Genomic DNA, 23,169 nt, shown 5'->3' on the forward strand with positions numbered 1-23,169 from the left:
ATCAGAAGATCTCCAGATCGCGGTCGACCATCACGGTGACGCGGGCTCCTTGGTCGACATAGATCACGGGCGAGACGGAGAGGTATTCGCCAATCACGCTTTGCGCGTTGTCTTGCAGGTCTTCGCCAATGCCCTCAAGGACATCCGAGGCGATCTCATCTTCGGTGTTCTGGGCTGCCACGGCGGGCAAGGCTCCGATCAGGGATATCAGGGCGGCCGACCCGAACCGCGTGCCAAAACGGCTGTCGACAAAGCCGGTCGTGCCGGAGCGCCCCAGTTGGTCGCCACCAAAAGCACTGATTTCAACCGTCTGGTTGCCGGGCAGAATGATCCGGTCCCAGGCGATGGTCACGCGTTGCTGCGCAATATCGAGACCAGATTGATACCGCCCGATCAGACGCGCGCCGCGCGGGATCAGGATCCGTGAGCCGTCATATGCGTGGACATCTTCAGACACCATCGCGCGGACCTGACCGGCGAGCGAGCTGTCGATCGCTGTCTCCAGAACGGCCTGGATCATCGTCCCCTGAACAACCGTGTGTGACGGGTTCACGATTAACTGGGCCTGCGTCACCTCAGCGGGTTCAGCGCCATTGCGGACAAATTCGGTGTCCCCATCAAGCCGCCGCTGCTGCGCCGCGGTCTCCGTATTGCCGCTGCCGCCAAACGCGATGATTGGGCTGGTGATACGGGCTTGCAGTTCCTCAAGCTCTGCTTGCCGCCGCCGTTCGAGCTCCTGAAGGCGCAGCTCCTCGGCCGTCGGGCCGGTTGGTGCAGGTGCGCGCGGCGTTTCAAGGCGCGCAAGCTCAAGATCGTTCTGCAGACGCTGGATTTGTCGCGCACGTTCTTCCAACTCTTCGCGCATGGCGGCTTGCGTGGCTGCTGCCTCGCTGCGCAGGGCATCGATTTCTGCGCTCAGGCCATCGAGCGCTTCTGTGTCGATGGAAGGAGCCTCAGGTGCAGGTGCGTTTCGCAGGGCTTCGAGCTCAGACCGCATGGCGTCCAATTGCGCGCGCAGCTCTTCTGTTTCGCTGTCTGGTTCCGGCTCAGGCGGCGGGGTTGTGTCAATTGGCGCAGGGGTTGGCTCGAGCGTACCAAACCCCGGACCCGCCGCTTGGAATTCATCCGGCGAGGCCGTTTCCAGGCTGTCGGGTTCAGAACCGCCAGTGAACAACAGCAAGAGGCCGCCGAGAGCGGCGATTACCGAGATGCCCAACGCAACAGCGACAAATGACGGTCGTACCTTTGAGTTTTTGGTTTGCCTTCAAGCGCTTCGAGGCGCTTCTTAAGCTCGGCTGTTTCACTCATCGTGGTTTGCCTCGCTCATCTCTTGGACGCAGATCTCGTCCTCGCCGAGTCTGAGAACCCATCGATCGCTGACACCTGAGACGCGGATCACGCCATCTGGCCGCGCCAGCGCATTTACGCTGCGCTCATTGCCCGCCGACCAGCGAAAGATCGCGGGCAGCGGCGCGTTTGCGGCAAAGCGGAAATAGGTGAAGGTGCCGTCATCCCAAATCTCGCGCGGGGTGATTTCGGACCGTGCGCTGACGCCATAGGCGTGGTTTGAAGGTTGGCTTGCGGCCACACGAGATTGACGTGGTGCCGCCTCAGGATAGGTGAAGCGAATAACGTAGAAGGTCGGCGAACTCGCCTCAGTGACGTTGAAATAATAGCTGCGCCGGTTGGTATAGACGGTGATGTTGGTATGCGCGCCGCGCGAGACGGGCTTGATCGCAAAAGCCTGGCCACCGGGCACGCCGTCCAAAAGGAAGCCTTCAGTGTCGCCCGCGATGATCGAGCGGATGGTCTCACCTTGGCCGAATTCAATGCTGGTCACATGGGTCAGGCTGGTGCGGATACGGTAGACCTGCCCATCCTGATAGGTGGCCAATCGGACGCGGGCATCATAGGGGCCTTGGCGCGGCTGTGTCTCTGCATGGGCGGTGCCAGCAAGCGGAACAAAGAGGACGAGGATCAGGAACAGGCGGCACATTGGTTACTCCAGACGATCCGAGCGGATCGCGTATTCGGTGACGGTGAAGCCGAAGGGATTCTGCCAGACGTCGTCAATTGACCGGCTATTCTCGGGCCGAAACTCAAACATCAGCGTTGCAGTGAAGAGCCCGTTTTGACTGCCGCGCGGCGAGTTGAGCCGCTTGCGTAGACGCACTTGGGCACGGTTGGCGCTGATATGGGTGATCGACAGAACCTCGACATCAAGACGGGCATCTGTGCCGTAGCTGTCCGGCGGATAGGCCTCATGGCCACTTGTCCATAGCGCGCGCAGACCAGCGTCGGCTGCGCCGTCCGACTGGTCCAGGACCCGCCGCACACGCACATCATTGTCGAGCTGATTGTATGTTTCTCGATCGATGACATAGCGGTAGACCTGTGCCTCGATGATAGCGGGGCGTTCCGTGAGTGAGACCGCTTCAACCATGGCATTGGGGAGGGCCATGCCGGTTTCGCTATCAAAGGGCACGATCATGGGCGGCGGGTCCACGTCGAGCAGGGCGACAAGAGCAGCGGCCAGGCAACCTGCCATGCCAAGCGCCATGCCTGTCAGCCCCAGTTTCTGCCACATGAGCTCGCGTCGTCGTGCGCCGTAGACCAGCTCTTCTTCTATGATTTCTGCCTCGCTGTTCATGGGATCAGTCCGCGCGCAGGTCTGGCATGGTGAAGTCCATATATCGGCGCTCTTCGGCCAGCGTGGCGGCATCCACCACGCCAGATTGGCCCGCGCCGACGGTCTGAATGGCTTCGAGCTCCCACATGCGAGTCATAGCAATGGCCAACTCGGCCGTGACGCGAGTGTTGTGATCGACGGCTTCCTTAAGCGTTTCCATGTCGGGGATCAGCGAGACCAGCTGTTCGACCCGTTCCAGGGACTGCGCGGCCTCTTCATAGCTGTTCTCGGCGGCAGCCGACATCACCGCTCCGGTGCCTGCTTGGCTAGCGATGCGTTCCGCACCAGGATTGCCGCTGCTGGCCATGTCGGACAGGCTGTCTTGGTCAAAGCCTGCATCTTCCAGGGCTTGCGTCATGCGGCCTTCCATCTGAGGGGCCGCGTTGCCGATGAGGCCGGTGAAATCGCCACTCTGGATTTGCCGGATGGTGCCAAGGAGATCGCCAAATTCTTGATCGAGCAGCCCGTCGAGATCACCGCCCATGGCCATTTCAATGATATCCGTCGCGCCGGTCAGGGCCGCATAGGTCTCATTGAGCGTGTCTAGCTGCTGCTGCACCAGATCGAGCTGCTCGAGAAGCGTGTCGAGCTGGTCGGTCTGGATCCCGAAATCTTCAAGCATCTGCTGCAGCTGACGAATTTCCTGCGCGATGTTGCGTGTGTCGACCGTGGGAACACCTTGGGCAGATACGGGTGAGGCAAGCAACAGCGCGCAAGTGGAAATGCTTGAAAGAAAGCGGATCATCGGAGGGCCTCCAGATCGAATTGCATGAAGTCTTGTTCACGTGCCTGCGCGGCCGCCATGGCCAGCTCTGCGGCGCTGAGTGGACGGGTATGGGCGGCCTTGAGGCGCGTGCGGATCGCGATCAGGCGAGCGAGTTCGGCCCGCGCATAGGTGTTGAGCGACATGGCCGCGTGAATGTCGTCGGTTTCGCCAATACGCCTGATGATGTCCTGTACGCGCTGCGCGGCAGCTTGCACGGAGACCAAGGAGTAGTCGCCATAGACCCCTGCGCCGAAAGAGGTCAGGCTCATCGTGGAGTTGGCCAGCAAGACAGGATCGATGGTGCCGAGCGCATCGACGCCGCCGACGCGGGTAAGGTAGAGATTGTAGCGCTCGGGGATCACCTGAACGTAGTGCTGGGTCTCGGCAAATGGCGGCACGTCGCCGTAGCGCTGCACATTGCCGGGACCGGCATTGTAGGCCGCGAGCCCGTGAATGATGTTGCCGTCAAACATGGCCAGCATCTGCGCCAGATAGCGCGCCCCGCCGGTGACCTGGATGTAGGGGTTTTCATAGTAGGTCGGATAAATCCCGAGATCCTGCGCGGTGCCGGGCATGATCTGGGTCAGACCGAATGCGCCGACAGGGGAGCGCGCGCCGATGGTGAAACGGCTTTCTTGCCAGATCAGCGCCTGCAAAAGACAGCGCCATTGCTTGGGCGACAGGCCCGCTGCGCGCACTCCGGACATGTGGTGCGTTTCCTGAGCTGCGCGAATGATCAGCTCTTCAATCGAGCCCGAGGCGTCGCCGAACATCTGGGCCGCGCCGGGATTCGGATCAACCGGACCGTAAAGCGTTTCTGCGGCGCTCTCAGGCGATGAACCCGCTTCCAAGCTCGCGACCAGTTCGCCTGAGTTCCCGCTGGACAGCGTCGCGGCATCGAGGATGTCTTCTAGCGCTTGGAGTTGTTCTTGCTCAATCGCCTCAAGCTCATCTTCTTTGGTCAACCGATGCCGCTGCAGCGCCAGATCTTGTTCGCCTTGCTGCAACACGCGTTCACGCTGCAGGAACATGCCCGCATCAAAGGTCGGCACGCCTTGGGCAAAGGCCATTGGCGCGGCGAAACAGACTAAGCCCGCCAAGATATGGAGGCGGTGCCTATTCACCGAGACCACCAATCGGCCCGAGCAGCTCGAAATTACAGTTGTTGCGGCTGACTTCGGCAAACGAATTGAAGCATTTTGCTTCCGACGGCCGGTATTCCGCGCAGGCTGTCAGGGTCAAAAGGGTGAGGGTCAGCACGCAAAGTCTACGCATCAATCTGTCTCCAAAAATCGGGGTTCTGGCGATAATCCGCGCCGACCAGCGCCTCGCCTTTTTCCATGCCGCCAATGATCGTGAGGTAGGGGCCAAGGGCGCTGAGATCGGCGTCGATCACCACCGAACCTTGGTCGTCACGCACGAGCGCCAAACGGGAGTTGCTGCCTGTGCCGAGCAAAACGCTGAGCTCTTTTTCAGCGAGGCCCAGCGTGGTGTAATCGCTGGCCGAGGCGCGGATGTTGGGCAGTAGGAGCTGCGTCGGCACCGCCTCGACAATCGTTTTGCCGGTGCGGGTTTTCTCAAGTTGGCTTGCGTATTGGGTCATCATCACGACGACCGCGTTCTGTTTGCGAGCGGTCACAAGCCAGTTGCTGAGCCGGTCAGCAAAATACGGGTTATCCAGCGCCTTCCAGGCCTCGTCGATGATGATCAACGTCGGCTTGCGATCTTCGATCACGCGTTCCACCCGCCTAAACAGGTAGGACAGGACGGCCATGCGTTCCTTTTCGCTTTCGCTGTCGAGAATGCCGGTCAGGTCGAATCCCACCACATAGCCATCGAGCGAGAAGGTGTCCTCAGAGCTTTGACCGAAGATCCAACCGTAGCGACCATCAGCGGTCCATTCCTGAATCCGTTCGAACAGATCCCCTTCGTCCGCCCCCGCCACAAAGAGGGAGGCGAGGTCTTGCCAGTTGCGCAGGGCGGCATCGCTCGCTCCGGCGTTCTGGCGCACCACTTCTTGGATGCGATTGATCTGAACAGGGCTCAGGGGCTTGTCGGCGCGATGCAGCAGCGTGGCCAGCCAATCGGAGAGCCAGGCTTGGCCGCGCCCGTCGATTTCAGTGCGCAGTGGATTGAGGCCAGTTGCTTCACCTGCCTTGATGGCGCTGTAGCGCCCGCCATTGGCCCGCACCGCCATTTCCATGCCCGCGCGATAGTCGAACACGAATACGCGCGCGTCGCAGCGCCTGGCTTGAGTCATGAGGAAGGCCGACAGCACCGATTTGCCGGAGCCAGGACGGCCGAGGATCAATGTGTGCCCACCGGTCGGCTCTTTGTCTGGTTGACCTGTCTCATGGTAGTTGAACAGGAAGCCCGAGCGTTCAGGCGTTGGAAACAGGGTGATCGGCTTGCCCCATGGGACTCTGTGTCCGGGTTTGCTCAGTTGACCGCGATGCAGTGCTGCGAGGTCGGCAAAGTTCGTGTTCGTGATGGCGGCCTTGCGGCTGCGCATTTGCCCATTGCCAGGATGCTGCGCGAAATAATGGGTCCGCGCCGCAAAGCTCTCGTTCACCAGATTGACGCCTTCGCTGGCCGCGATGTTGCGCACCTCGGCGGCGATGGCTTCCAGCTTTTCTTCGGTCTCGGCGAAAACCGTGACGGTCATGTGATGATCGCCAAAGCTAAGCCGCTTGGACTCCAGATCGTCCAGCGCGTCGACCAGTTCTTCGGCGAGGGAAATCGCGCCGTCGTCGCTGGCCTTCATCAGACGCTGTTGGCGCTTGATCCGGCTGGCCATGATGTTGCTATTGATCGGTGTGAAAGAATGCGTGACCAACATGTCGACCGGCAGGTTCAGCTCATCGAACATGGTGCAGCTGGTTTTGGCGGGGTAGGTCTTGATCGCAAAGCTGGTGCCAAACCGCTTGCCCGCCGTCCCATCGTCCAGCGTGAAGCTTCGCCCCTGAAACGTGACGCGCGTGTTGGCCACATCCTCGGCAATGACGCCAAAAAGGGATTTTGCGAAGAGTGGTCGCTCCTGTCCGATATTGAGCGCCCCGAGGAACCCGAGTAGCTCGCCGCTTTCAGCGCCGAGCAGACGCGGGTTCATCTCGGTAAAAGATGACAGCAGAAACCCGACGACCTCCTCGAGCTTGCGCAGTTGTTTGGCCGTCTGATCTTTCAGCTGAGCGATCGAGCCTGAGCGCTTCAGGCGCAGCCGTGCGCCGAGCGGCGGACGCTTCAGCACGGTGAGCGTGAGCGTCTTGTCCCGCAGACCTGCCCTCGCCGTGGCCAGCTGCCAGCGGGTATCCAGAGCTTGTGCAAATCCTTCATTTGGCACCGGCGGCAAGACGGTCTCGATCGCTTTGGAAACCTTGTGGACGTAGAAACTGTACTCCGGCCCAATCTGTGCGATGATCGCTGCGAAGAGCGCGCGGACCTTCTCCAGATGCGCGTCATCGCTGGTCATGCTGTTGACGCCATCAAGGCGGATGCACTGGAACAATGCATTGCCGCGCGTGCGGATCGTCACGTCATTCACGAGGCTGACATAGGGCAACATGCTGGCCATAGGGCGCTCTTTGCGCGCCCAGTCCGGCAGCATTGCAAGGTCATCCGAAGGATCACGGCGCATAGCTGTCCCCCGAATGGATCTCGCGGTTCGGAGTGGGCGGCGTTTCCTGCAGGGCAGTGACCATCACCTCAAGAAAGGCCGGATCCCAATCCGCTGCTTTCCACAGCGTTGGATAAGCCAGAGCGGCGATGATGATCACCGGCCAGCTTTGAACCCAGAGAAACAGCAACACAAACCCGAAGAGCCAAACCATGGCATACATGATCGGCAAGCCGATGAGCTTTGGTGGCCGGATCAGGCCCAGAAAGAGGCGGGTGTGCGTTGCCATGCCGGATTTACGCGCCCCAGATTGCGGTCACGATGGTCGGCGCAGCTGCAATGCCCGCAATGGCCACCAGCACCCAAAGGGCTTGGCGGAAATCCAGAATGCCAAAGAGCCAGGAGAGGAATACGCCAATTAGGGCCAGGGTGCCGATCACAATGCCCAAGGGGCCGGTGATCGTGTCGACGATGCCCTGCAACAGGTTCTGCACCGGCGAGAGGTCGATGCTCTGCGCAAAGGCCGGGTTGGCTATCATCAAACTGGCCATAGCCAGCGACAGGATCGTGCGGAATTGAATGTGCATCAGGAGGCTCCAGTCAGTCGGTCACGCACGGCCATGACGCGGCGCACGTGATTTTGGGTTTCTCGGTAGGGAGGGATGCCGCCATAGCGCGCGACGGCGTCAGGCCCCGCGTTGTAGGCGGCGAGCGCGAGTTCGGGCGTGCCGAACTGCGCCAGCATCATCAAAAGGTAGCGGGCGGATCCATCGAGGTTGGCCTGCCAGTCATTCGGATCCACACCAAGCTGCGCGGCCGTCGCAGGCATCAACTGCCCGAGGCCGATCGCACCAGCTGAGCTGCGCGCAGTCGGGCGATAGGCGCTTTCGATTTCGATACTGGCTTGGAAGAGCGCCTGCCATTCCGTCACCGACAGACCCGCGCGGCGCAGCGCGGGGTGTCCGCCATAGCGATGCGCGGTGCGTTCAATGGCTACGAGGATTTCGGGGCGGGGAACTGCGCGGGCGGGTGCAGGAGGGGGAGCTTCAGGCTCTGGCGCTGCGAATACGATCAGCTCTGGTGGGTTCGCGCCAATCCCGTCGATGTAGCTTTGTGTAAAACCTGATTGGGGAGCTTTGGTCTCCAGCTGGCCATCGGCCCGCATGGAAAGTACGAAGCCTTCAGAATAGGCGGGTGCAGCGATGATTGCTGCAAGGACGGCAAGTGTCCTAGTCCGCGTCGTCCAGCTTGTGTGAGGCGATCTTGCCTTCGAGCATCGGGATTGAGACGATCGAAACGCCAAGACCCGCAAGGAAGCTGGATAAGCCGTTGATTGTCTTGAACTCTCGGGCAGCCATGTTGTTGCGTGCTGTAACGAGCAGGCGACGCGTCTCGCCATCAGGCGAGACGCAATGCACGGTCCAAACTCCGGACCACTGAGCACCTGTTCGTTTGGGCGTAACCCGGCACACAACATCCGCCGAATGACCCTCGGCAAGCAGCGTGCGCAGCCCGTCTTCACTGACAACATTGGGGGCGTCTTGCATCAAATTCATAGGATCGAGCCTTGCAGAATTGTGCATTGGCCCGTCAGTCCCTCATGGACTATCGAACCGATACAATATTATAATCTTGCAATCAATAGGCGCAATTTGCGTTGTTGCGCTCTTCATGCGTTGAAACAAATTTACTGCAACGGAGTAGATGAGCCAAGATAATATGGGGCTTTTGAAACAAACATGGGTGGTTATGGTCGTCCTGAGCTGGGGTTCTGCCGCGATCGCGGGCGGTTGTCTGCCGCCTGCGCCGCCTTGGATGCCGACCGATGCCGATGACGTGCGGGCTTACACGGACCTGTTGAAGCGCGATGCGGAGACGTATTTTACCAATGTCGAGCGCTACTTTCGTTGCCAGGATCAGGAGCGACGGGAGGTTTTTGAGCAGGCCCGCGTGGCCAGCGAAGACTACGCGCGCGTTTTGGAGCTTCTGGAAGGTGAGAGGAGATGACGCCTGTCATCAAGAGGAGAAAGCAGCCGTTCAACAACAATGCGAGGAAGGTCGGCAGAGCGGGACAAAGCAGACAACTCATTAGCGACTTTGAATGTCCGCAGTTGAAATTTGTGGTATTCAGCGTTATCGAAGCAGCCTGTCTTAACCCCGAACCCCACGGAAGTCCGATGTAATCGCAGCGCACATACTTAAAATAACACCCTGGTTCATCCTGCCAGGTGTTTTTGTGCGACCAATCGATACATCGTGAGACTGTTATGAATATCCAGAAATACCCGCGAACGCGGCACATTGAAGGCTCGCGCCTTCAGGTGGGCGATTTGGCGGATGACAAACCAATCCAGGAACTTTCAGGCCAAGCCCTGATCGTTGAAGAAAAGCTCGACGGGGCCAATTCCGCAGTGTCATTTGATGCGGATGGGAATCTGCTTCTGCAAAGCCGGGGCCATTATCTGACCGGTGGCGGCCGCGAACGCCACTTCGCCTTGCTCAAGACATGGGCTGCGGCCCACGCCCATGTCCTGCACCCTGTGCTGGGCTATCGTTTCATCATGTATGGCGAGTGGATGTATGCCAAGCATACCGTGTTCTATGATCGGTTGCAGCATTACTTCATGGAGTTCGATGTGCTGGACCGGGATACAGGCCGGTTCCTAAGCACGGCGGCGCGTCGGGCTTTGCTGACGGGATTGCCGATCATGCCGGTGCCAGTCGTGCATACGGGTGAAATCAAGTCCGTTGACCAACTTATCCGTCTGACCCGGCCATCGCCTTACAAGTCAGACGCGTGGCGTGACGCCTTGGTGATCGCCGCGGCACGGTCTGGCAGCCGTCCCGATATGGTGGACCAGCAGACGGAGGACAGTGATCTGGCCGAAGGGCTGTACCTGAAACAAGAAAGTGCAGACCACGTGGAGGGCCGGTTCAAGTTCGTCCGTGCGGATTTCTTGCAGGCGATCGCGGCGGCTGAGGGGCATTGGCACGACCGTCCGATCTTGCCGAACGGTCTGGCTGATGGCGTCGATATCTTCGCGCCGACGCTGGGCGTGGAGGGGGCCTACGATGCCTAAACCCAATACCTACGCCCTCACACATAATCACCTGTTGGACTTGGTCCCAACCGGTCCAGCCTGGACCGTGAACTGGGATGAGATTTGGGCGCTGTGGCCAGTGCTTGCCACTCTCGACACCTGTCCACAGGACCCGATCCATCATGCCGAAGGTGATGTCGGCACCCACACGCGTATGGTGGTCGAAGCCTTGGTCGTGGACCTTGACTGGCAAGGTCTTCCAGATGTCGACCGGGCCAACCTGTTCTGGGCTGCGGTTTTGCATGATGTCGGCAAGCCCGCCGTTACAAAACATGAGGATCAAGGACGCATCTCGTCCCGGGGGCATTCCCGGATTGGGGCGTCCATCGCGCGGGAATTGCTGTGGACCGCTGGGTCTCCGTTTGCCTGGAGAGAAGCCTTGTGCGGGATCATTGCCCACCACCAACTGCCGTTCTGGCTGATCGAACGGGCAGATCCCGGACGCATGGCCATTGAAACATCTTGGCGGTGCAGGCCAGATCATCTGTGCCTTCATGCCAAGGCTGATGCGTTGGGTCGGATATGTGAGGACCGGCAAGGCATCGTGGAGAGTGTCAGCCTTGCGGAATTAATGTTCCGTGAGGTCAACTCTTGGGAACATCCGTTCGCCTTTGCGAATGATGAAAGTCGGGTCGCCTTTTTCGAACTAGAGGACCGAGATCCGCATTACGCGGCGCATGAAGCGTTCCCGTGCACCGTCACAGTGATGTCGGGCCTGCCGGGCGCGGGAAAAGACACCTGGATTGGCAAAAACCGACCGGAGCATCCCGTTGTCAGCCTTGATGCGATACGCGACGAACTGAGCGTTTCACCGACCGACAATCAGGGCCAGGTCATCCAGGCGGCACATGAGCGGGCAAGAGAGCATCTGCGGGCCGGGCGCGATTTTGTGTGGAACGCAACCAATGTGACGCGTCAAAACCGGTCCCGTGTTCTGCGGCTTTTGCGTGACTATGGTGCCCGGATCGAGATCGTCTATCTCGAACCGGGCCCAGACCAACTGCGCCGTCAGAACCGGGATCGAACAGATGCCGTGCCCGATGCGGTCATTGCGCACCTGTCAAAAAAGCTGGAACCGCCGCAGCTGTGGGAAGCACATGAGGTTAGGATAGAGTAGCAACACCACGCGAAATGCGGACATTCAGGCGTAACGCGGCATCCGGTAGGTTTGGGCTCACTCCGGCCGTTAGCTGCGTTTTGCACCAAGGTCTGGTTCAGGAGAATGGTCCGAGCAGAGTGGTGTCTTAGGGCAGCTGCTATTGTACAACGCTGCCTGCGTCTCGCCGTTGTCCCACTCATACAGCAGACCGATTTCTTCACCTGTCTTGATGCATGAAATACGGCCGATGGCTTCGGCCGTTGTGCGAACACTCTCAAGTTTGGGCAAAACTAGCCCCTCTCGTTAAACAATTCCTTGGGATCGACCTCGAGAGCATCCGCGATCCGCTCCAGAACATCGATTGATGCTGAATTTTTGGCGAGTTCAATCTCGCTGATATAGCTGCGATCGATGTTCGCGGCCAAAGCTAGTTGTTCTTGGCTCAATCCTTTGGAACTTCTTAGATTCCGGACATTTAACCCTACTCGTTCCCGTAATTTCATGGCCTCTATTCGGCCAGATCACAAGAACCGCTCTACGGAATATATTCCACAAAGCGCGCGCGAACATCATAAACACTATGCCCGCATATGGTGTGAAGGTCGGGGTTGGATGTAGTGTATCAATAATGCAGTAATGTAGTCATAAGGTAATTAATGATATGTGGTGCAGACTTATCAGAAATTGGAGCGCCGGAGCTGTCGTGGCTTTGCTTTCAACTGTGGCCCCGCAGGCGGCTAAGGCCTATCAGGTTGACTGCGCCATTCTGCTTTGCCTGGCAGGTGGGTGGCCTGCTTCAGCAGAATGTGCCCATGCCCGTGCCGTGTTTATCCGCCGGATCACGCCCTGGCCGATCGAGCCGCCATTGCAAATCTGGCGTTGCCCGATGGGTGTTTCTGAGCGTGCGCCTCTGCAAAGTACGGCCCCAAGGGTCTGGGAGGCCAGCGACGAATTAGGTCAGACGCTTGGCCAATTCATTCTGGCACAGGTGGTCGAAGGTGGTGCCGATATCGACATCAGTGGCTTGGAATTCGATTTCGTCCGCTCGATCCGCGTTTGGGACGTGCGGCACTACAGCCATCGCGAACGTGGCCGCGACGATGATTGTTCTGAGAGTTACAACATGCGTCTCGGGACCTACGGCACGCAGGGCGAATTCGGCTGGCAACGCACGACACCAGCCGCCGCCCCACAATGGGTTCTGCCGACGCGACGCTGTTGGTCATCAAATTGGCGGCGCGGGGTCGGTGTCGAGTGGGAAGATCACGAGGGCAACCACGGATATGAGTGGGTGGCCTACTAGGGCTATTCGCCGATGTCCTTCATGCGTTCCGCAATGTCGCCCGCAATTCGCTCATACAAGGCGGCTTGTTTGTCCCTAGGCGTCCCTGGCTTTGGGTTTCTTCGACGGATGCGTTTGGCGAGCCAGAAGAGCAACCTCGCTGCGGGGTCATCCAGTTTTTCCGGCACAGGAGCCGGATAGTTTTCTTCGAGGAGGGCAACGACCTCAGCATTCATGCTGCGGTGGTTGGCCTCGGCCGCGAGGCGTATTCGATCGCGCAGGCCGTCTGGCAGACGCACGATGAATTTATCCTGATTTTGAGAGCTTTGTTCTGGCATAGTGGCACTGTGCCATAAAAAGCAATTGACGCAATAGTGGCTAAGTGCCACTAACAGGGCGTGATTTCAACCTGGAGGCGTTTCATGAACAGTCGTAAACCAATGCAGCTTCGGCTTCCGCAAGAGCTTAAAGAGTGGATCAAGGCGGAGTCAGATCGGAATGGGAACTCCCAAAATTCAGAAGTGATCCGCGCCATTCGCGCTGCAAAGGACAGGCGATCCATGCTCAGGCCATCCGGAAATACTAATATGGATCAGGGTGATAGTGCGCGTTGTTAACGAGTGGGAAAGGTGTCGATCAGATGACCAAAGCAAGTGTGCAGACAAAGGCGAGGCAGGCAGCCTCCGCCTTCATCCGCGAGGCGCGGGAGGCAGGTTGGCAGCGGGCAAAATTTGAAATCAAGCCTGATGGCAGTGTCATCGTCGATGCCAACATGGTCGCGCCAGAGGCGGCAGACGACTTTCTCAACAGTGACCTGAGAATGGGCGAATGACTCGCAAGAGCTTGCCCAAATACGTCTACAATGACCGGGGGTATCTCCGGTTCATCCGGCGTTCACGCGGTATCTCGGTCATGATGCACGAGGAAGCGGGCACGCCGGAATTCTGGGATCACTACAATCGCCTGCTGAAAGGAAAACCGGCGCCAGCGCCGGTGAAACGCAATTTTGAGGCGCTGATCCTTAGCTACTACGAGAGCGACGCCTATAAGAAGCTGAAGCCTCGGACGAGATCCGACTATCGGCGGTATATCAGCCACATTCGCGAGATCTGGGCCGACAAAGACCCCGCGAGGATCGAAACCCATCACATCTACGAACTGCACCGCGCCAATGCGGATCATTGGCGGCAAGCCAACTATCTCGTTCAGGTCATGGTCGTCTTGATGAATCACGCCCGGTTGATCGGCTTCATCAAGAAAGAGCACGGCAATCCGGCAAAGGGTATCCCGCTTTTCAAGCAGCAGAGCGACGGCTGGGAGCCGTGGCCAGATGATGTGCGCGCCGAGTTCGAAACGCTGGCTTCAAAGAGGGCGCGGCTAGTTTACGAGCTTTGCGTTGGTACAGGCCAGCGCATTGGTGATGTCGTGAAGATGAAGTGGGAGCACTTTTCAGACGAAGGTTTCGATTTCACGCAAGGCAAAACCGACAAGCCGCTGTGGATCCCGCTTACCGACCGCCTAAGAGCCCATCTCGACGGACTCGCAAGAACGGATGGCACCCTTGTTGCGGACGCGAAGGGGCGACCAGTGAGCTACCGGATCGTTGCGGAGGAAATGCGCACCATCAAAAAGAAGATGAAGCACGAGAAAGCGAGCTACTACAAAACCCATGGGCTCAGGAAAAATGCGACGATCGAGCTGTATCTGGCCGGATGTGATGACGAGATGGTCAAAGCCGTCACCGGCCATTCAGGCGTTGAAATGCTCAAAAAGTACGGTGGGCCGATCCGGCAAAGAGAGCTCGCGAAGCGCGCTCAAGAGGCAAGAAATCAAATGGAACGAAGCAAGAGCGAAACGTGAAAGTTTCAACGGTTGTTTCAAAAATGGCAGTGAAGGAGAGGTGGGATGACGCAAGTCATTGATTTTATTGGAGGCGAGTACCGGAATCGAACCGGTGTACACGGATTTGCAATCCGCTGCGTCACCACTCCGCCAACTCGCCTTACCGGTGGTGTGAGGCGTGATTAATCACATGCCGGGGGACGGTGCAAGGGGGCGTGCGCAGAACCGGTGGGAAATTTTGAAAAATTCTGCGGCCGCAATGGGCTGGAGTGCCGCCTTGAGTGTCGATCTGCCGGGGGCGCCAGCGGGGCAGGCTGCCTTGGGGGCTGTCCGTAGCCCTACGGGGTGTCACAACGGGGGGACGGTTACGCCGGGCTGCGGGGGGGGTTGGTCAGATCCGACCGGCTTTGTCTGCTGCCGGGTTTGGCCCGAGGAGAGCCTGCCTTAGGGCGTCGGCGATCAGCTGGGGGACGCCGGGCAGCGCCCCGAGCACGGGCAATATGTCGCCGGGATAACTGGCATCGGCCAGCGCCTCGGGGATGTCGTCGCGGACGTGTTCGCCGGATTGTGCAAAGAACGGCAGGCAGAGGGTCGGGTGTTTAGGTTTGGCCGCTGCAAGATCGCGGGCGGCGTCCGCGATACGCGGATCTTCCTCGACATAGCCTGTGAGCAGATCCGTGCCCGGCAGGTGGTGGCGCATGGCGGCTGCAAAGGCCTCGGCGGCTTCGGCGGCCTTGGGGCCCCGGGCCGACCCATGAGCGGCCAGAAGGATGCGGGTCCGGGGCAGCGACCATCCGCGTGCCTCGCAGGCTGTGGCCAGCGCCTTGCAGGCCAGTTCCGGCAGGGCCGGGTCCAGACCGAAGGGGGGTAACAGGTGAACATCATGCCCCTGGAGCCGCTTGGGCAGCACCGAGCCGGTGAACCAGCCGTTGGCCATGAAGAACGGATAGATCAGCGCGCCCTTTGGTGTCACCTGTTCCAGTCGATCAGCTGTGGACAACGTGGCCGAGCGGATATCCCAGTCGGGCAACAGCGCAGCGACGGCATCGGCCAGATCGGCCAGCGCGCGTTCCTGGGGCGCCGGATCGGAAGGCTGGCCATGCGCGGTAATCACGGCGGTCGGGCGATGTGGGGGCAGGGGGGCGGGATCGGTCATCTGGAGGAGCCTTTCGGCTGTAGGAGGGGGCTGGCAGTGCATCGACCTTGCGGGTCGCCTGCGGGTGTTTCGATGGCATTACGGCAGGGCGGGGGCGCTGGATCAATCTTCTGCGGGCCGCCATGGCCTCGCCACCGCTGGCGCTGAGGGCAAGCCATGGGCGTCATTGAGGCGGCTGTCGCAGATCGTCGAGGAAACTGCGCAGCTGCTCCGGTTGAATGGGTTTTGTAAACAGTCTGGCACCTGTGTTTTGGGCAAGCCGGGCGACCTGCGGGCGGCGGTCGGCGGAGATCAGGCAGGCGGGCAGCGCGCCAAGGTCGCGGTTGAGGCGGGCGATCACCTCGGCGCCGTTCTGGTCCGCCCCCAGTTGCAGGTCAATCACCAGAACATCCGGTGTGACGTCGATTTCCGTCAGCAAGGCGCGGGCATCCTCTTCACTGGCACAGGGCAAGACATCGATCCCCCATTGCTCCATCGTCAGGGTCAATGCGTGGCGCAGATCGGGATCGGTGACGATCAGCAGCGCGATCAGCTGCCCCAAGGGCACAGCTGCCGGATCCGGGGAGGCTGTCCCGGAAGGGGCGACCTCGGCCATGCGAGCGCCGGACAGCTCCGACTGATGTGACTGGTGCAGCCGTGCGGTGTCACGGGGCAGATCAACGGCAAAGACCGTTCCGCGCCCCACATGGGATCTGAGCGTCAGGGGATGGCCCAGCAACCCGCAGGCGCGTTCCACAATCGCAAGGCCAAGGCCCATGCCGTCAGCGGCGCTCACCGTGGCGTTCAGCCGCTGGAATTCTGCAAAGATCAGCGTGCGATCCTCGTCGGGAATGCCGGTCCCGGTGTCCCAGATCTCAACCCGGACCGAGTCCCGGCGGGGGCGGATGCCGACAAGCACACCCCCCCGGCTGGTATAGCGAAGCGCATTTGATATCAGGTTCTGCAGGATGCGCCGCAGGTAGGTCACATCGCTCAGCACCCGCGTCTGGCTGAGCCTGAGGCGGAACGAGAGGCCCTTGGCATCTGCCATCGGGCGCAATTCGTCATGCAGTTGCAGCAGCAGGTCGTCGAGATCGACGGACGTCACATGCCGTGTGGCGCGGCCGGAATCCAGTCGCGAAATATCAAGGAGCGCTGAGACCAGTGTCTCTACACTGTCCAGCGCATTTGCCGCCTTGTTCAGGGTTTCGCGGGGACCGCCTGTCGGCAATTCGCTCTGCAGCGCTGCGACAAAGAGCTTTGCCGCCGAGAGCGGTTGCAGCAGGTCATGGGAGGCGGCGGCCACAAAGCGCGACTTTGAGGCATTGGCGCGTTCGGCGGCCTGAAGCGCGTCTTCCAACTCCAGAGTTCGGTCAAGCACACGCTGTTCAAGCGTGTCACGGGCCTCGCTCATCGCGCGCGCGGCGGTCCGTTCGGCGGTGACATCGGTGAAGCTGATCACGAAACCGCCGTCGGGCATTTCCTGCATAAAAACCGTCAGGACCCGCGTCATGCCCTGCTGCACGTCGAAGGAAAGCGGCGCCCGTATCGCTGGGCCGGATCGCATCCGTTCAGAAGGGATATCCGGTGCAGGATCTGCTTTTGGCCGGGTCCAGAGGGTGACCTGATCGGCCATATCGGCCTGTTCAAATGTGAACTCCGCCCGCAGATGTTCGAAGATCCGCTCGAAGCGGCTGCCGATGCGAAACCGGCTGATCGGAATGGACAGCAGCTCTCCCATGAGCCGGTTCCAGCCAACCAGACGCGCCTGCTGATCGAAGATGCAGACCCCCTGGTTCAGGTGTTCCAAAGTGGCGCGGATGAGCCGGGCCTGATCGTCGAGGATGCGTTCACGTTCCTGGTGCTGAAGGCGCATGATGTCGGTGACATCGGTTTGCAGGATGACGGTGCCACTGTCGGAGGTGCGGTGTTCGCTGACCTGAAGCCAGCGGTTCCCGGTCATGCGAACGTTGAACATGACGCTGCGGTCCTGATGCCGGGCCAGCCTGCGCGCGGCCCATTCGGCGGCTGTGGTCCCGGCGGGCAGCGACAGGGCCGAGCTGCCGCTGACCAGATTGACATAGGCCTCAAACGCCAGCCCCGGCCGCAGCCGCGCGTGGATGTCGGGCATGTGCATCCCAAATCGGCTGTTGCACATCACCAGTACATCCTGCGGATTAAAGAGGGCAAACCCCTCCTGCACGGTTTCGATGGCATCGGCGAGATTGGCGCGCGCCGCCTCGGTCTCGCGGTTGGCCTCGGCAAGTTTGGCATTGGACAGGTTCAGAAGGTCCAGCGTTCGCTCCAGATCGCGGGTGCGGCTGCGGATTTCCTCTTCCAGCAAAACGGCGCGTTCGAACTGCGCATAGGCGAGACCGGAGGCATCGGTGTTCTGTTCCACCCGGCGCATCAGCGTTGCGGTGATTTTCAGCAGTTTTTCGTTCTGCCGCTCCAGCGAGTCGCGCGGATCAATCAGGCCTTGCGTCATGATCGTGCCGGTGGGTCGCAGGCCAGGGGCGGATAGATGGCAACCCCTGTCAGCGTCTGGTTCACATGGATGGAATTCACCTGTTCACCATAGGTGCAGAAGCCGACAGCGCGATGTTTGGCAAGAAGCGATGAGATCTGCGGCGTGAGCTGTTTTTGCTGGGCTTCCATCCGTCGCAGGAGGCAATCGCAGGCAAGGATCACATCCGGGGTCTGTGTCTCGCCAAGAGCGGTCAGGGCGCGGTCGAGGTGATCGACCATGTCCAGGGGTTCGGCCAGGGTCAGCACGACGCCTTCGTCGATGGCGGAAAAGAACACCAGATCGCCCGTCTCAGCGACCTGCTGAATCGCGCGGACATGGTGCTGGCCACCCAGGCGCACGACGACGGGATGGGCCGCAAAGGTGAAAGTGGTCAGCTGTTCAGGATCCTTGCCCAGGAGCCGTGCATATTCTCGCGCGGCCGGCTCGGCGTTGATTTCATAGACCAGCCGACGGGCGGGATCGGCACCGGTGACCACCATGCGCTGGGCCGTGGGCACCAGATGGTCGGTGTTGAAGACCTTGACCGGGCAATTGCTGCGGATCTGTAGCAACACCGCCGCATTCTGGCGCGCGATGCCGTCACAGAGCACATAGGTCGCGCCAAAATCGGTACCATCGCCTGCGGAGCCGCCAAATAGTGGCACGGGGCCCAGACCGGGTGCGAGATCGGCGGTCAGCGCGTCCTCCTTGATCGACAGCCCGTCGATCAGCAGAAAGGCGAATTCGGAGGTCCATTGCGGCGTCTCTCGCGCCATGTCGTTGCGGTTGCGGATGATCTGGTCGATCTGGCACTGGGCATCATATGTGTTCAGATCTTCGATGCTCAGCACACGTCCGCAGAAATGGCTGCGCGGCAGGCCGATTGCGATGATCTCCCCGTCGGTATAGCCCGCTTCGCCGATCTCGCCTGCGGTGGTGCACCCAACAACAGTGGCCGGTGCGAGCTGCCGCGCCGCAGCCGCGCTGAGCGCATGGATATCGGCCTGCGGCGAGACAAAGAGGATGACCAGCTCCAGCTCGTCCAGCGGCGCCAGCGTTCCGGCCAATGTCGCCAGCGCATCAGGGCAGTCTGCCGCTGCCCGTCCCGTGCGGGTGATGCGATCCGCATTGTGCAGCGCCCCCGCCATGGCGGGCAGAGAGACCCGGTCTGAAGCCTGCGCCGTTGCGCGGGGATCAGCCGTGTCAGGGAAGGGGGCGGGGCGCGTCATGTCGGATGGTAGGCAGCTCAGCCCAGATCTTGCAAGACGTTTGCAAAGCTTGTTTCCTTTGCAATCAGAACCGCTTGGGTCCGGCTTTGGACCCCGAGTTTGCGCATGATCGCGGTGACATGCGCCTTTACCGTGGTTTCGGCGATCGACAGGTCATAGGCGATCTGCTTGTTCAGTTTGCCCGCGCAGATCAGTTGCAGGATCCGCGCCTGCTGATTGGTCAGCGTCGCCAGACGCCCGGTCGCATCCTGCGTTTCACTGTCCCGCGGCAGCAGCACATAGCCGGGCGGGACGAAAGGCGTGCCCCTGCCGATGGCGTCAAAGGCGTCGATATAGATCTCGCGCTGGCTGTGCTTGGGCACAAAGCCGGCGGCACCGGCGTGGATGGCTGCGCTGATGACCCGGTTGTCCGCCATCGACGATACGACAAGGATCGGCGCGGTCGTCGCATTGTGCAGCCGTATCAGCCCGTCGAGGCCCTGAGCATCGGGCAGGTTGAGATCCAGCACCACCGCATCGGGAGCAGGAGTGTCCGAAACCTCGGAAATGGCCTGTTCCACTGTCGCGGCGGTTGCGATGCTGGTGATCCCAACCGTGGCGCGCAGCGTCATCGCCAGGGCGTCGCAGAACAGCGGGTGATCCTCGACGATCAGCGCGGTCACAAAGCCTGCCGGGTCCTGCGCATCCGGGGTGCGAGGTCGCTGGGGATGATCTGGGGCGGGCGAATGGGTCATCACACTCCTCAAGCCTATGCCAATGGTCCATGGTCTGCGCCGGGCAATCGCGGGTCACATCGCGCGCCAAAGCCACGCGCCCGCCATGCCGCTCATGCTAGCAGCACCTGCAAGCCGCGACCAATAGGCGAAAAGTCTAAGACGGCTCGCGAAGATGCAACTGCCGTGATTTCGCGTCTGGCGGGAGCGTAGGCCTGTGCTATCCTTGCTGCGCGCACCGTCGCCGTCTGATCTGCAACCAATGTCGCATATCGGCGCGCAGCCGGATTGCGTTATGCAGGCGCCAGCAGGGGCGTCCCAGTGCCCGCAACACGATGTATCGCCAGCAAAAGGAATAGGCTTATGAAACTTGCCGATACCCGCAGCATCGCTGCCCCGCGCGCCGAGGTCTGGCAGGGGCTTCTGGATGCCGAAACGCTGAAGGATGCGGTGCCCGGCTGCCAGGAAATGGAGGGATCGGCCGAGGAGGGTTTCACGGCGGTTGTGGTACAAAAGGTCGGCCCGGTTAAGGCGACATTCCGCGGCACTGTGACCCTGTCCGATCTCGATGCGCCCAATAGTCTGACCCTGCGGGGGGAGGGCAAGGGCGGCGCGGCTGGGTTCGCCAAGGGCGACGCCCATGTGACGCTGAGCGATGGTGAGGACGGGCATACCCTGCTGACTTATGAGGTCGAGGCCAAGGTCGGCGGCAAACTCGCCCAGCTTGGAAGCCGGATCATCGACGGGTTTGCCAAAAAGATGGCCGACCAGTTCTTCGAGCGGTTCCAGACCGCCGTCGAAGGGGATAGTTCGGTCGAAACAGATGCCTCAGCGGAGGAGGCCGGGACACCCGACGCCAGCCAGGACGAGGCGCCGCGCAAGGGTTGGATCGGCCGGGTGCTCGGCAATTGAGTGGACAGGTGGTCAGGGGAGAGATGCCGGTTAATCCGGCTCTTCCAGATGAAATTTCACGATTTCACGCCACAGCCGCTTGACGCTCCGAAAGCACCGATTTATAGACCAAATTCCCTGAGCGGGTATGGTGAAATGGTATCATAAGAGCCTTCCAAGCTTAAGGTGCGGGTTCGATTCCCGCTACCCGCTCCAGGATTTCCGACATAGATCAGACCGGTAGCTGCGCAGAAGATCTCTCTGGGGTGTTCATGGCGGTCCCGAACCATTCATGCGGCGGTATGACAGGCTTTGACGGCCTCTGTGCGCTTGACCTCAGGGGTTTGCGGGGTCATGAACCTTGGCGATGCGCAGGCGACAGAGCCTGCCACACGGAACGTCGAAGGAGCTGACATGGCGGGCAATCAAGCGGTCCCGACTGCGGATGTAGAGCGCGAGAAATCGCGCAAGATTGGTGTCCTGTCTGCCCTCTGGCCGTTTATGCGCCCCTACCGCCTGTTGATGGCCACCGCGACGCTAGCACTCGTGCTCACCGCGGGCCTGTCGCTGACGCTGCCGCTGGCGGTTCGCCGGGTGGTCGATAACTTCCGGGTTTCCGATGCTGAGCTGCTGAACCAGTATTTCGCCGCTGCTCTGGTGATTGCGGCGCTGCTGGCCGTGGGCACGGGCCTGCGCTATGCTCTGGTCACGCGGCTGGGAGAGCGGGTGGTTGCAGATATCCGCAAGGCGGTGTTTGACCGCGTCATCGGCATGAGCCCGGCGTTTTTCGAGCAGATCATGACCGGAGAGGTGCTGAGCCGGATCACTACGGATACAACGCTGATCCAGTCGGTGCTGGGCTCGTCGGTGTCGATTGCCCTGCGCAATATGCTGATCTTTGGCGGCGGTCTGGTGCTGATGTTGCTGACCTCGGCCAAGCTGACCAGCCTTGTTCTGCTGATCGTGCCTGCGGTGATCGTGCCGATTCTGGTGCTGGGGCGGCGGCTGCGCAAGATCAGCCGCGAGAATCAGGATTGGATCGCGGCCTCTTCCGGCAACGCGGGTGAGGCGCTGGGCGCGGTACAGACGGTTCAGGCCTATACGCATGAGAGCGCCAGCCGGGGCGAATTCAGCCGGATGACCGAAACCGCATTTGACGTTTCAATGCGGCGGATCCAGACCCGTGCCTTCCTGACCGTGATCGTGATATTTCTGGTGTTCTCCGGCGTGGTTGGCGTCCTGTGGATGGGCGCAAACGATGTGCGCGCCGGGGTCATGTCCGAAGGCACCCTGGTCCAGTTCGTGATCTATGCGGTGCTGGTTGCAGGCTCGGTGGCGGCGCTGTCAGAGATCTGGAGCGAATTGCAACGGGCCGCTGGCGCAACCGAACGTCTGGTGGAGCTGCTGACGGCGGTGGATGAGGTGCAGGAACCGTCGCGTCCGCAGGCGCTGGCCGAACCGGTGCGGGGCGAAATCCGATTTGACAATGTGTCCTTCCGCTATCCCGCCCGTCCGCTGATTCCGGCCCTGAGCGACGTCTCCCTGACGGTGAAGCCGGGCGAGACGGTTGCCTTTGTCGGCCCCTCCGGTGCGGGCAAGACAACCATCATCCAGATGATCCAGCGGTTCTACGATCCCACTGATGGTGCGGTCTGTCTGGATGGTGTCTCGTTGCGGGACCTGCAACGGGATGCTTTCCGCAGACATATCGCGCTGGTGCCTCAGGACCCGGTGATCTTTGCCGCCTCGGCGCGGGACAATATCCGCTTTGGTCGTCCCGAGGCCAGCGACGCCGAGGTCGAGGCCGCCGCCCGTGCGGCCGCCGCCCATGACTTTATCACTCGGCTACCAGAGGGCTATGACAGCCAGGTCGGGGAACGTGGCGTGATGCTGTCGGGCGGTCAGAAACAACGGATCGCCATCGCCCGCGCGATTCTGCGCGACGCGCCGGTGCTGTTGCTGGATGAGGCCACATCCGCACTGGATGCCGAAAGCGAACGACTGGTGCAGGCCGCTGTCGATGAGCTGAGCCAGGGCCGCACCACCTTGATCGTGGCGCATCGACTGGCAACCGTGAAAAAGGCAGATCGCATCGTGGTGATGGAAGAGGGCCGTATCGTGGCCACCGGTAGCCACGATCAGCTGGTTGCCGAAGGCGGGCTTTACGCGCGTCTTGCACGCCTTCAGTTCACCGATGGGCTGGCTGCGGAATAGGCAGACCCGGTCTCAAATGAGCCGAATTTCGGCTTCAAGGTCGAAAAACTTCAAATGTCGCTGCGTCAAAGCGCAGGCTTCCTTGA

24 protein-coding genes, 2 tRNA genes and 1 pseudogene are annotated in these 23,169 nt (G+C 60.6%); 10 read left to right on the plus strand and 17 right to left on the minus strand.

Features of this window, described 5'->3' with window-relative positions:
- Window position 1: 1 nt before the first annotated feature.
- The 10 genes and pseudogenes from VXL81_RS15075 to VXL81_RS15120 all read right to left on the minus strand — a co-directional run bounded on the left by VXL81_RS15075 (window position 2) and on the right by VXL81_RS15120 (window position 8,624).
- Window positions 2-1,308 (minus strand): annotated as a pseudogene (locus VXL81_RS15075) (TrbI/VirB10 family protein).
- The gene (locus VXL81_RS15080; protein WP_260100783.1) at window positions 1,301-1,996 is read right to left on the minus strand and encodes a TrbG/VirB9 family P-type conjugative transfer protein; all 696 of its coding nucleotides are present in this window, start codon (window positions 1,994-1,996) and stop codon (window positions 1,301-1,303) included. Before VXL81_RS15080 ends, VXL81_RS15075 begins: the two are co-directional and overlap by 8 nt.
- A gap of 3 nt (window positions 1,997-1,999) precedes the next feature.
- On the minus strand, window positions 2,000-2,650 hold the full coding sequence (locus VXL81_RS15085; protein ID WP_260100782.1) for a virB8 family protein: 651 nt from the start codon (window positions 2,648-2,650) through the stop codon (window positions 2,000-2,002).
- Window positions 2,651-2,654: 4 nt separating this feature from the next.
- The gene (locus VXL81_RS15090; RefSeq protein WP_416554946.1) at window positions 2,655-3,434 is read right to left on the minus strand and encodes a type IV secretion system protein; all 780 of its coding nucleotides are present in this window, start codon (window positions 3,432-3,434) and stop codon (window positions 2,655-2,657) included.
- Complete coding sequence (locus tag VXL81_RS15095; protein ID WP_416554948.1) at window positions 3,431-4,525, minus strand: lytic transglycosylase domain-containing protein; 1,095 nt, start codon at window positions 4,523-4,525, stop codon at window positions 3,431-3,433. Before VXL81_RS15095 ends, VXL81_RS15090 begins: the two co-directional genes overlap by 4 nt.
- Before the next feature lie 197 nt (window positions 4,526-4,722).
- The gene (locus tag VXL81_RS15100) at window positions 4,723-7,089 is read right to left on the minus strand and encodes a type IV secretion system protein B4 (RefSeq protein ID WP_416554950.1); all 2,367 of its coding nucleotides are present in this window, start codon (window positions 7,087-7,089) and stop codon (window positions 4,723-4,725) included.
- Window positions 7,079-7,357: a type IV secretion system protein VirB3 gene (locus tag VXL81_RS15105; protein WP_260100777.1), complete on the minus strand. Its 279-nt coding sequence runs from the start codon at window positions 7,355-7,357 to the stop codon at window positions 7,079-7,081. Before VXL81_RS15105 ends, VXL81_RS15100 begins: the two co-directional genes overlap by 11 nt.
- Window positions 7,358-7,364: 7 nt before the next feature.
- A complete protein-coding gene (locus VXL81_RS15110; RefSeq protein ID WP_260100776.1) occupies window positions 7,365-7,655 on the minus strand; it encodes a TrbC/VirB2 family protein in 291 nt (96 codons plus the stop codon).
- The gene (locus VXL81_RS15115; protein ID WP_260100775.1) at window positions 7,655-8,233 is read right to left on the minus strand and encodes a lytic transglycosylase domain-containing protein; all 579 of its coding nucleotides are present in this window, start codon (window positions 8,231-8,233) and stop codon (window positions 7,655-7,657) included. The genes VXL81_RS15110 and VXL81_RS15115 overlap by 1 nt, the downstream gene beginning before the upstream one ends.
- A gap of 64 nt (window positions 8,234-8,297) precedes the next feature.
- Entirely contained in the window at window positions 8,298-8,624 is a 327-nt protein-coding gene (locus VXL81_RS15120) for a hypothetical protein (RefSeq protein ID WP_260100774.1), read from the minus strand.
- A 148-nt stretch (window positions 8,625-8,772) separates the two neighbouring features.
- Between VXL81_RS15120 and VXL81_RS15125 the strand changes: the two genes are divergently transcribed.
- The 3 genes from VXL81_RS15125 (at window position 8,773) to VXL81_RS15135 (ending at window position 11,286) form a co-directional block, all read left to right on the plus strand.
- Complete coding sequence (locus tag VXL81_RS15125; RefSeq protein ID WP_260100773.1) at window positions 8,773-9,075, plus strand: hypothetical protein; 303 nt, start codon at window positions 8,773-8,775, stop codon at window positions 9,073-9,075.
- A 260-nt stretch (window positions 9,076-9,335) separates the two neighbouring features.
- The gene (locus tag VXL81_RS15130; protein WP_416554953.1) at window positions 9,336-10,148 is read left to right on the plus strand and encodes an RNA ligase family protein; all 813 of its coding nucleotides are present in this window, start codon (window positions 9,336-9,338) and stop codon (window positions 10,146-10,148) included.
- A complete protein-coding gene (locus tag VXL81_RS15135; protein WP_416554955.1) occupies window positions 10,141-11,286 on the plus strand; it encodes an AAA family ATPase in 1,146 nt (381 codons plus the stop codon). Before VXL81_RS15130 ends, VXL81_RS15135 begins: the two co-directional genes overlap by 8 nt.
- Window positions 11,287-11,558: 272 nt before the next feature.
- Here the strand turns inward: VXL81_RS15135 and VXL81_RS15140 are convergent, their stop codons facing one another.
- A complete protein-coding gene (locus tag VXL81_RS15140; protein ID WP_416554957.1) occupies window positions 11,559-11,771 on the minus strand; it encodes a helix-turn-helix domain-containing protein in 213 nt (70 codons plus the stop codon).
- A gap of 383 nt (window positions 11,772-12,154) precedes the next feature.
- On the opposite strand from VXL81_RS15140, the gene VXL81_RS15145 reads away from it, so the two are divergent.
- Window positions 12,155-12,571 (plus strand): hypothetical protein, encoded by a 417-nt coding sequence (locus VXL81_RS15145; RefSeq protein WP_416554959.1) that lies wholly within the window; start codon window positions 12,155-12,157, stop codon window positions 12,569-12,571.
- 2 nt (window positions 12,572-12,573) lie between these two features.
- Here the strand turns inward: VXL81_RS15145 and VXL81_RS15150 are convergent, their stop codons facing one another.
- A complete protein-coding gene (locus VXL81_RS15150; RefSeq protein WP_040103946.1) occupies window positions 12,574-12,888 on the minus strand; it encodes an Arc family DNA-binding protein in 315 nt (104 codons plus the stop codon).
- A gap of 102 nt (window positions 12,889-12,990) precedes the next feature.
- Between VXL81_RS15150 and VXL81_RS15155 the strand changes: the two genes are divergently transcribed.
- The 3 genes from VXL81_RS15155 to VXL81_RS15165 are packed head-to-tail and all read left to right on the plus strand — an operon-like array spanning window position 12,991 to window position 14,410.
- Window positions 12,991-13,167, plus strand: a complete 177-nt coding sequence (locus VXL81_RS15155; protein ID WP_416555048.1) for an Arc family DNA-binding protein — start codon at window positions 12,991-12,993, stop codon at window positions 13,165-13,167.
- A 23-nt stretch (window positions 13,168-13,190) separates the two neighbouring features.
- Entirely contained in the window at window positions 13,191-13,382 is a 192-nt protein-coding gene (locus VXL81_RS15160; protein WP_027259529.1) for a hypothetical protein, read from the plus strand.
- Window positions 13,379-14,410: a site-specific integrase gene (locus VXL81_RS15165; RefSeq protein ID WP_260100761.1), complete on the plus strand. Its 1,032-nt coding sequence runs from the start codon at window positions 13,379-13,381 to the stop codon at window positions 14,408-14,410. Before VXL81_RS15160 ends, VXL81_RS15165 begins: the two co-directional genes overlap by 4 nt.
- A 68-nt stretch (window positions 14,411-14,478) precedes the next feature.
- Here the strand turns inward: VXL81_RS15165 and VXL81_RS15170 are convergent.
- The 5 genes from VXL81_RS15170 to VXL81_RS15190 form a co-directional block, all read right to left on the minus strand.
- Window positions 14,479-14,552, minus strand: a tRNA-Cys gene (locus VXL81_RS15170).
- 231 nt (window positions 14,553-14,783) lie between these two features.
- Window positions 14,784-15,548: a CbiX/SirB N-terminal domain-containing protein gene (locus tag VXL81_RS15175; RefSeq protein ID WP_416554962.1), complete on the minus strand. Its 765-nt coding sequence runs from the start codon at window positions 15,546-15,548 to the stop codon at window positions 14,784-14,786.
- A 163-nt stretch (window positions 15,549-15,711) separates the two neighbouring features.
- A complete protein-coding gene (locus VXL81_RS15180; protein WP_416535076.1) occupies window positions 15,712-18,015 on the minus strand; it encodes a PAS-domain containing protein in 2,304 nt (767 codons plus the stop codon).
- Window positions 18,012-19,265 (minus strand): FIST N-terminal domain-containing protein, encoded by a 1,254-nt coding sequence (locus tag VXL81_RS15185; RefSeq protein ID WP_416554964.1) that lies wholly within the window; start codon window positions 19,263-19,265, stop codon window positions 18,012-18,014. The genes VXL81_RS15180 and VXL81_RS15185 overlap by 4 nt, the downstream gene beginning before the upstream one ends.
- A gap of 17 nt (window positions 19,266-19,282) precedes the next feature.
- Window positions 19,283-19,876, minus strand: a complete 594-nt coding sequence (locus VXL81_RS15190; protein ID WP_416535137.1) for a LuxR C-terminal-related transcriptional regulator — start codon at window positions 19,874-19,876, stop codon at window positions 19,283-19,285.
- A 465-nt stretch (window positions 19,877-20,341) separates the two neighbouring features.
- Here VXL81_RS15190 and VXL81_RS15195 point away from each other — a divergent pair, with 465 nt between their 5' ends.
- The 3 genes from VXL81_RS15195 to VXL81_RS15205 all read left to right on the plus strand — a co-directional run bounded on the left by VXL81_RS15195 (window position 20,342) and on the right by VXL81_RS15205 (window position 23,083).
- On the plus strand, window positions 20,342-20,890 hold the full coding sequence (locus VXL81_RS15195; RefSeq protein ID WP_340546091.1) for a CoxG family protein: 549 nt from the start codon (window positions 20,342-20,344) through the stop codon (window positions 20,888-20,890).
- 121 nt (window positions 20,891-21,011) lie between these two features.
- A tRNA-Gly gene (locus tag VXL81_RS15200) sits at window positions 21,012-21,085 on the plus strand.
- Window positions 21,086-21,283: 198 nt separating this feature from the next.
- Complete coding sequence (locus VXL81_RS15205; RefSeq protein ID WP_416554966.1) at window positions 21,284-23,083, plus strand: ABC transporter transmembrane domain-containing protein; 1,800 nt, start codon at window positions 21,284-21,286, stop codon at window positions 23,081-23,083.
- The last annotated feature ends 86 nt before the right edge of the window (window positions 23,084-23,169 follow it).

This window comes from Phaeobacter sp. JH204B (assembly GCF_048055755.1).
In the GTDB taxonomy this organism is placed as follows: domain Bacteria; phylum Pseudomonadota; class Alphaproteobacteria; order Rhodobacterales; family Rhodobacteraceae; genus Phaeobacter; species Phaeobacter bryozoorum.

Coding starts and splice junctions, on each gene's coding strand:
- VXL81_RS15160 (WP_027259529.1), top strand. CDS start 13,191: ATGACCAAAGCAAGTGTGCAGACAAAGGCGAGGCAGGCAGCCTCCGCC.
- VXL81_RS15180 (WP_416535076.1), bottom strand. CDS start 18,015: ATGACGCAAGGCCTGATTGATCCGCGCGACTCGCTGGAGCGGCAGAAC.
- VXL81_RS15105 (WP_260100777.1), bottom strand. CDS start 7,357: ATGGCAACGCACACCCGCCTCTTTCTGGGCCTGATCCGGCCACCAAAG.
- VXL81_RS15155 (WP_416555048.1), top strand. CDS start 12,991: ATGCAGCTTCGGCTTCCGCAAGAGCTTAAAGAGTGGATCAAGGCGGAG.
- VXL81_RS15090 (WP_416554946.1), bottom strand. CDS start 3,434: ATGATCCGCTTTCTTTCAAGCATTTCCACTTGCGCGCTGTTGCTTGCC.
- VXL81_RS15125 (WP_260100773.1), top strand. CDS start 8,773: ATGAGCCAAGATAATATGGGGCTTTTGAAACAAACATGGGTGGTTATG.
- VXL81_RS15115 (WP_260100775.1), bottom strand. CDS start 8,233: ATGCGGGCCGATGGCCAGCTGGAGACCAAAGCTCCCCAATCAGGTTTT.
- VXL81_RS15195 (WP_340546091.1), top strand. CDS start 20,342: ATGAAACTTGCCGATACCCGCAGCATCGCTGCCCCGCGCGCCGAGGTC.
- VXL81_RS15150 (WP_040103946.1), bottom strand. CDS start 12,888: ATGCCAGAACAAAGCTCTCAAAATCAGGATAAATTCATCGTGCGTCTG.
- VXL81_RS15120 (WP_260100774.1), bottom strand. CDS start 8,624: ATGAATTTGATGCAAGACGCCCCCAATGTTGTCAGTGAAGACGGGCTG.
- VXL81_RS15095 (WP_416554948.1), bottom strand. CDS start 4,525: ATGGCCTTTGCCCAAGGCGTGCCGACCTTTGATGCGGGCATGTTCCTG.
- VXL81_RS15110 (WP_260100776.1), bottom strand. CDS start 7,655: ATGCACATTCAATTCCGCACGATCCTGTCGCTGGCTATGGCCAGTTTG.
- VXL81_RS15190 (WP_416535137.1), bottom strand. CDS start 19,876: ATGACGCTGCGCGCCACGGTTGGGATCACCAGCATCGCAACCGCCGCG.
- VXL81_RS15145 (WP_416554959.1), top strand. CDS start 12,155: ATGGGTGTTTCTGAGCGTGCGCCTCTGCAAAGTACGGCCCCAAGGGTC.
- VXL81_RS15080 (WP_260100783.1), bottom strand. CDS start 1,996: ATGTGCCGCCTGTTCCTGATCCTCGTCCTCTTTGTTCCGCTTGCTGGC.
- VXL81_RS15185 (WP_416554964.1), bottom strand. CDS start 19,265: ATGACGCGCCCCGCCCCCTTCCCTGACACGGCTGATCCCCGCGCAACG.
- VXL81_RS15140 (WP_416554957.1), bottom strand. CDS start 11,771: ATGAAATTACGGGAACGAGTAGGGTTAAATGTCCGGAATCTAAGAAGT.
- VXL81_RS15175 (WP_416554962.1), bottom strand. CDS start 15,548: ATGACCGATCCCGCCCCCCTGCCCCCACATCGCCCGACCGCCGTGATT.
- VXL81_RS15130 (WP_416554953.1), top strand. CDS start 9,336: ATGAATATCCAGAAATACCCGCGAACGCGGCACATTGAAGGCTCGCGC.
- VXL81_RS15085 (WP_260100782.1), bottom strand. CDS start 2,650: ATGAACAGCGAGGCAGAAATCATAGAAGAAGAGCTGGTCTACGGCGCA.
- VXL81_RS15135 (WP_416554955.1), top strand. CDS start 10,141: ATGCCTAAACCCAATACCTACGCCCTCACACATAATCACCTGTTGGAC.
- VXL81_RS15205 (WP_416554966.1), top strand. CDS start 21,284: ATGGCGGGCAATCAAGCGGTCCCGACTGCGGATGTAGAGCGCGAGAAA.
- VXL81_RS15100 (WP_416554950.1), bottom strand. CDS start 7,089: ATGCGCCGTGATCCTTCGGATGACCTTGCAATGCTGCCGGACTGGGCG.
- VXL81_RS15165 (WP_260100761.1), top strand. CDS start 13,379: ATGACTCGCAAGAGCTTGCCCAAATACGTCTACAATGACCGGGGGTAT.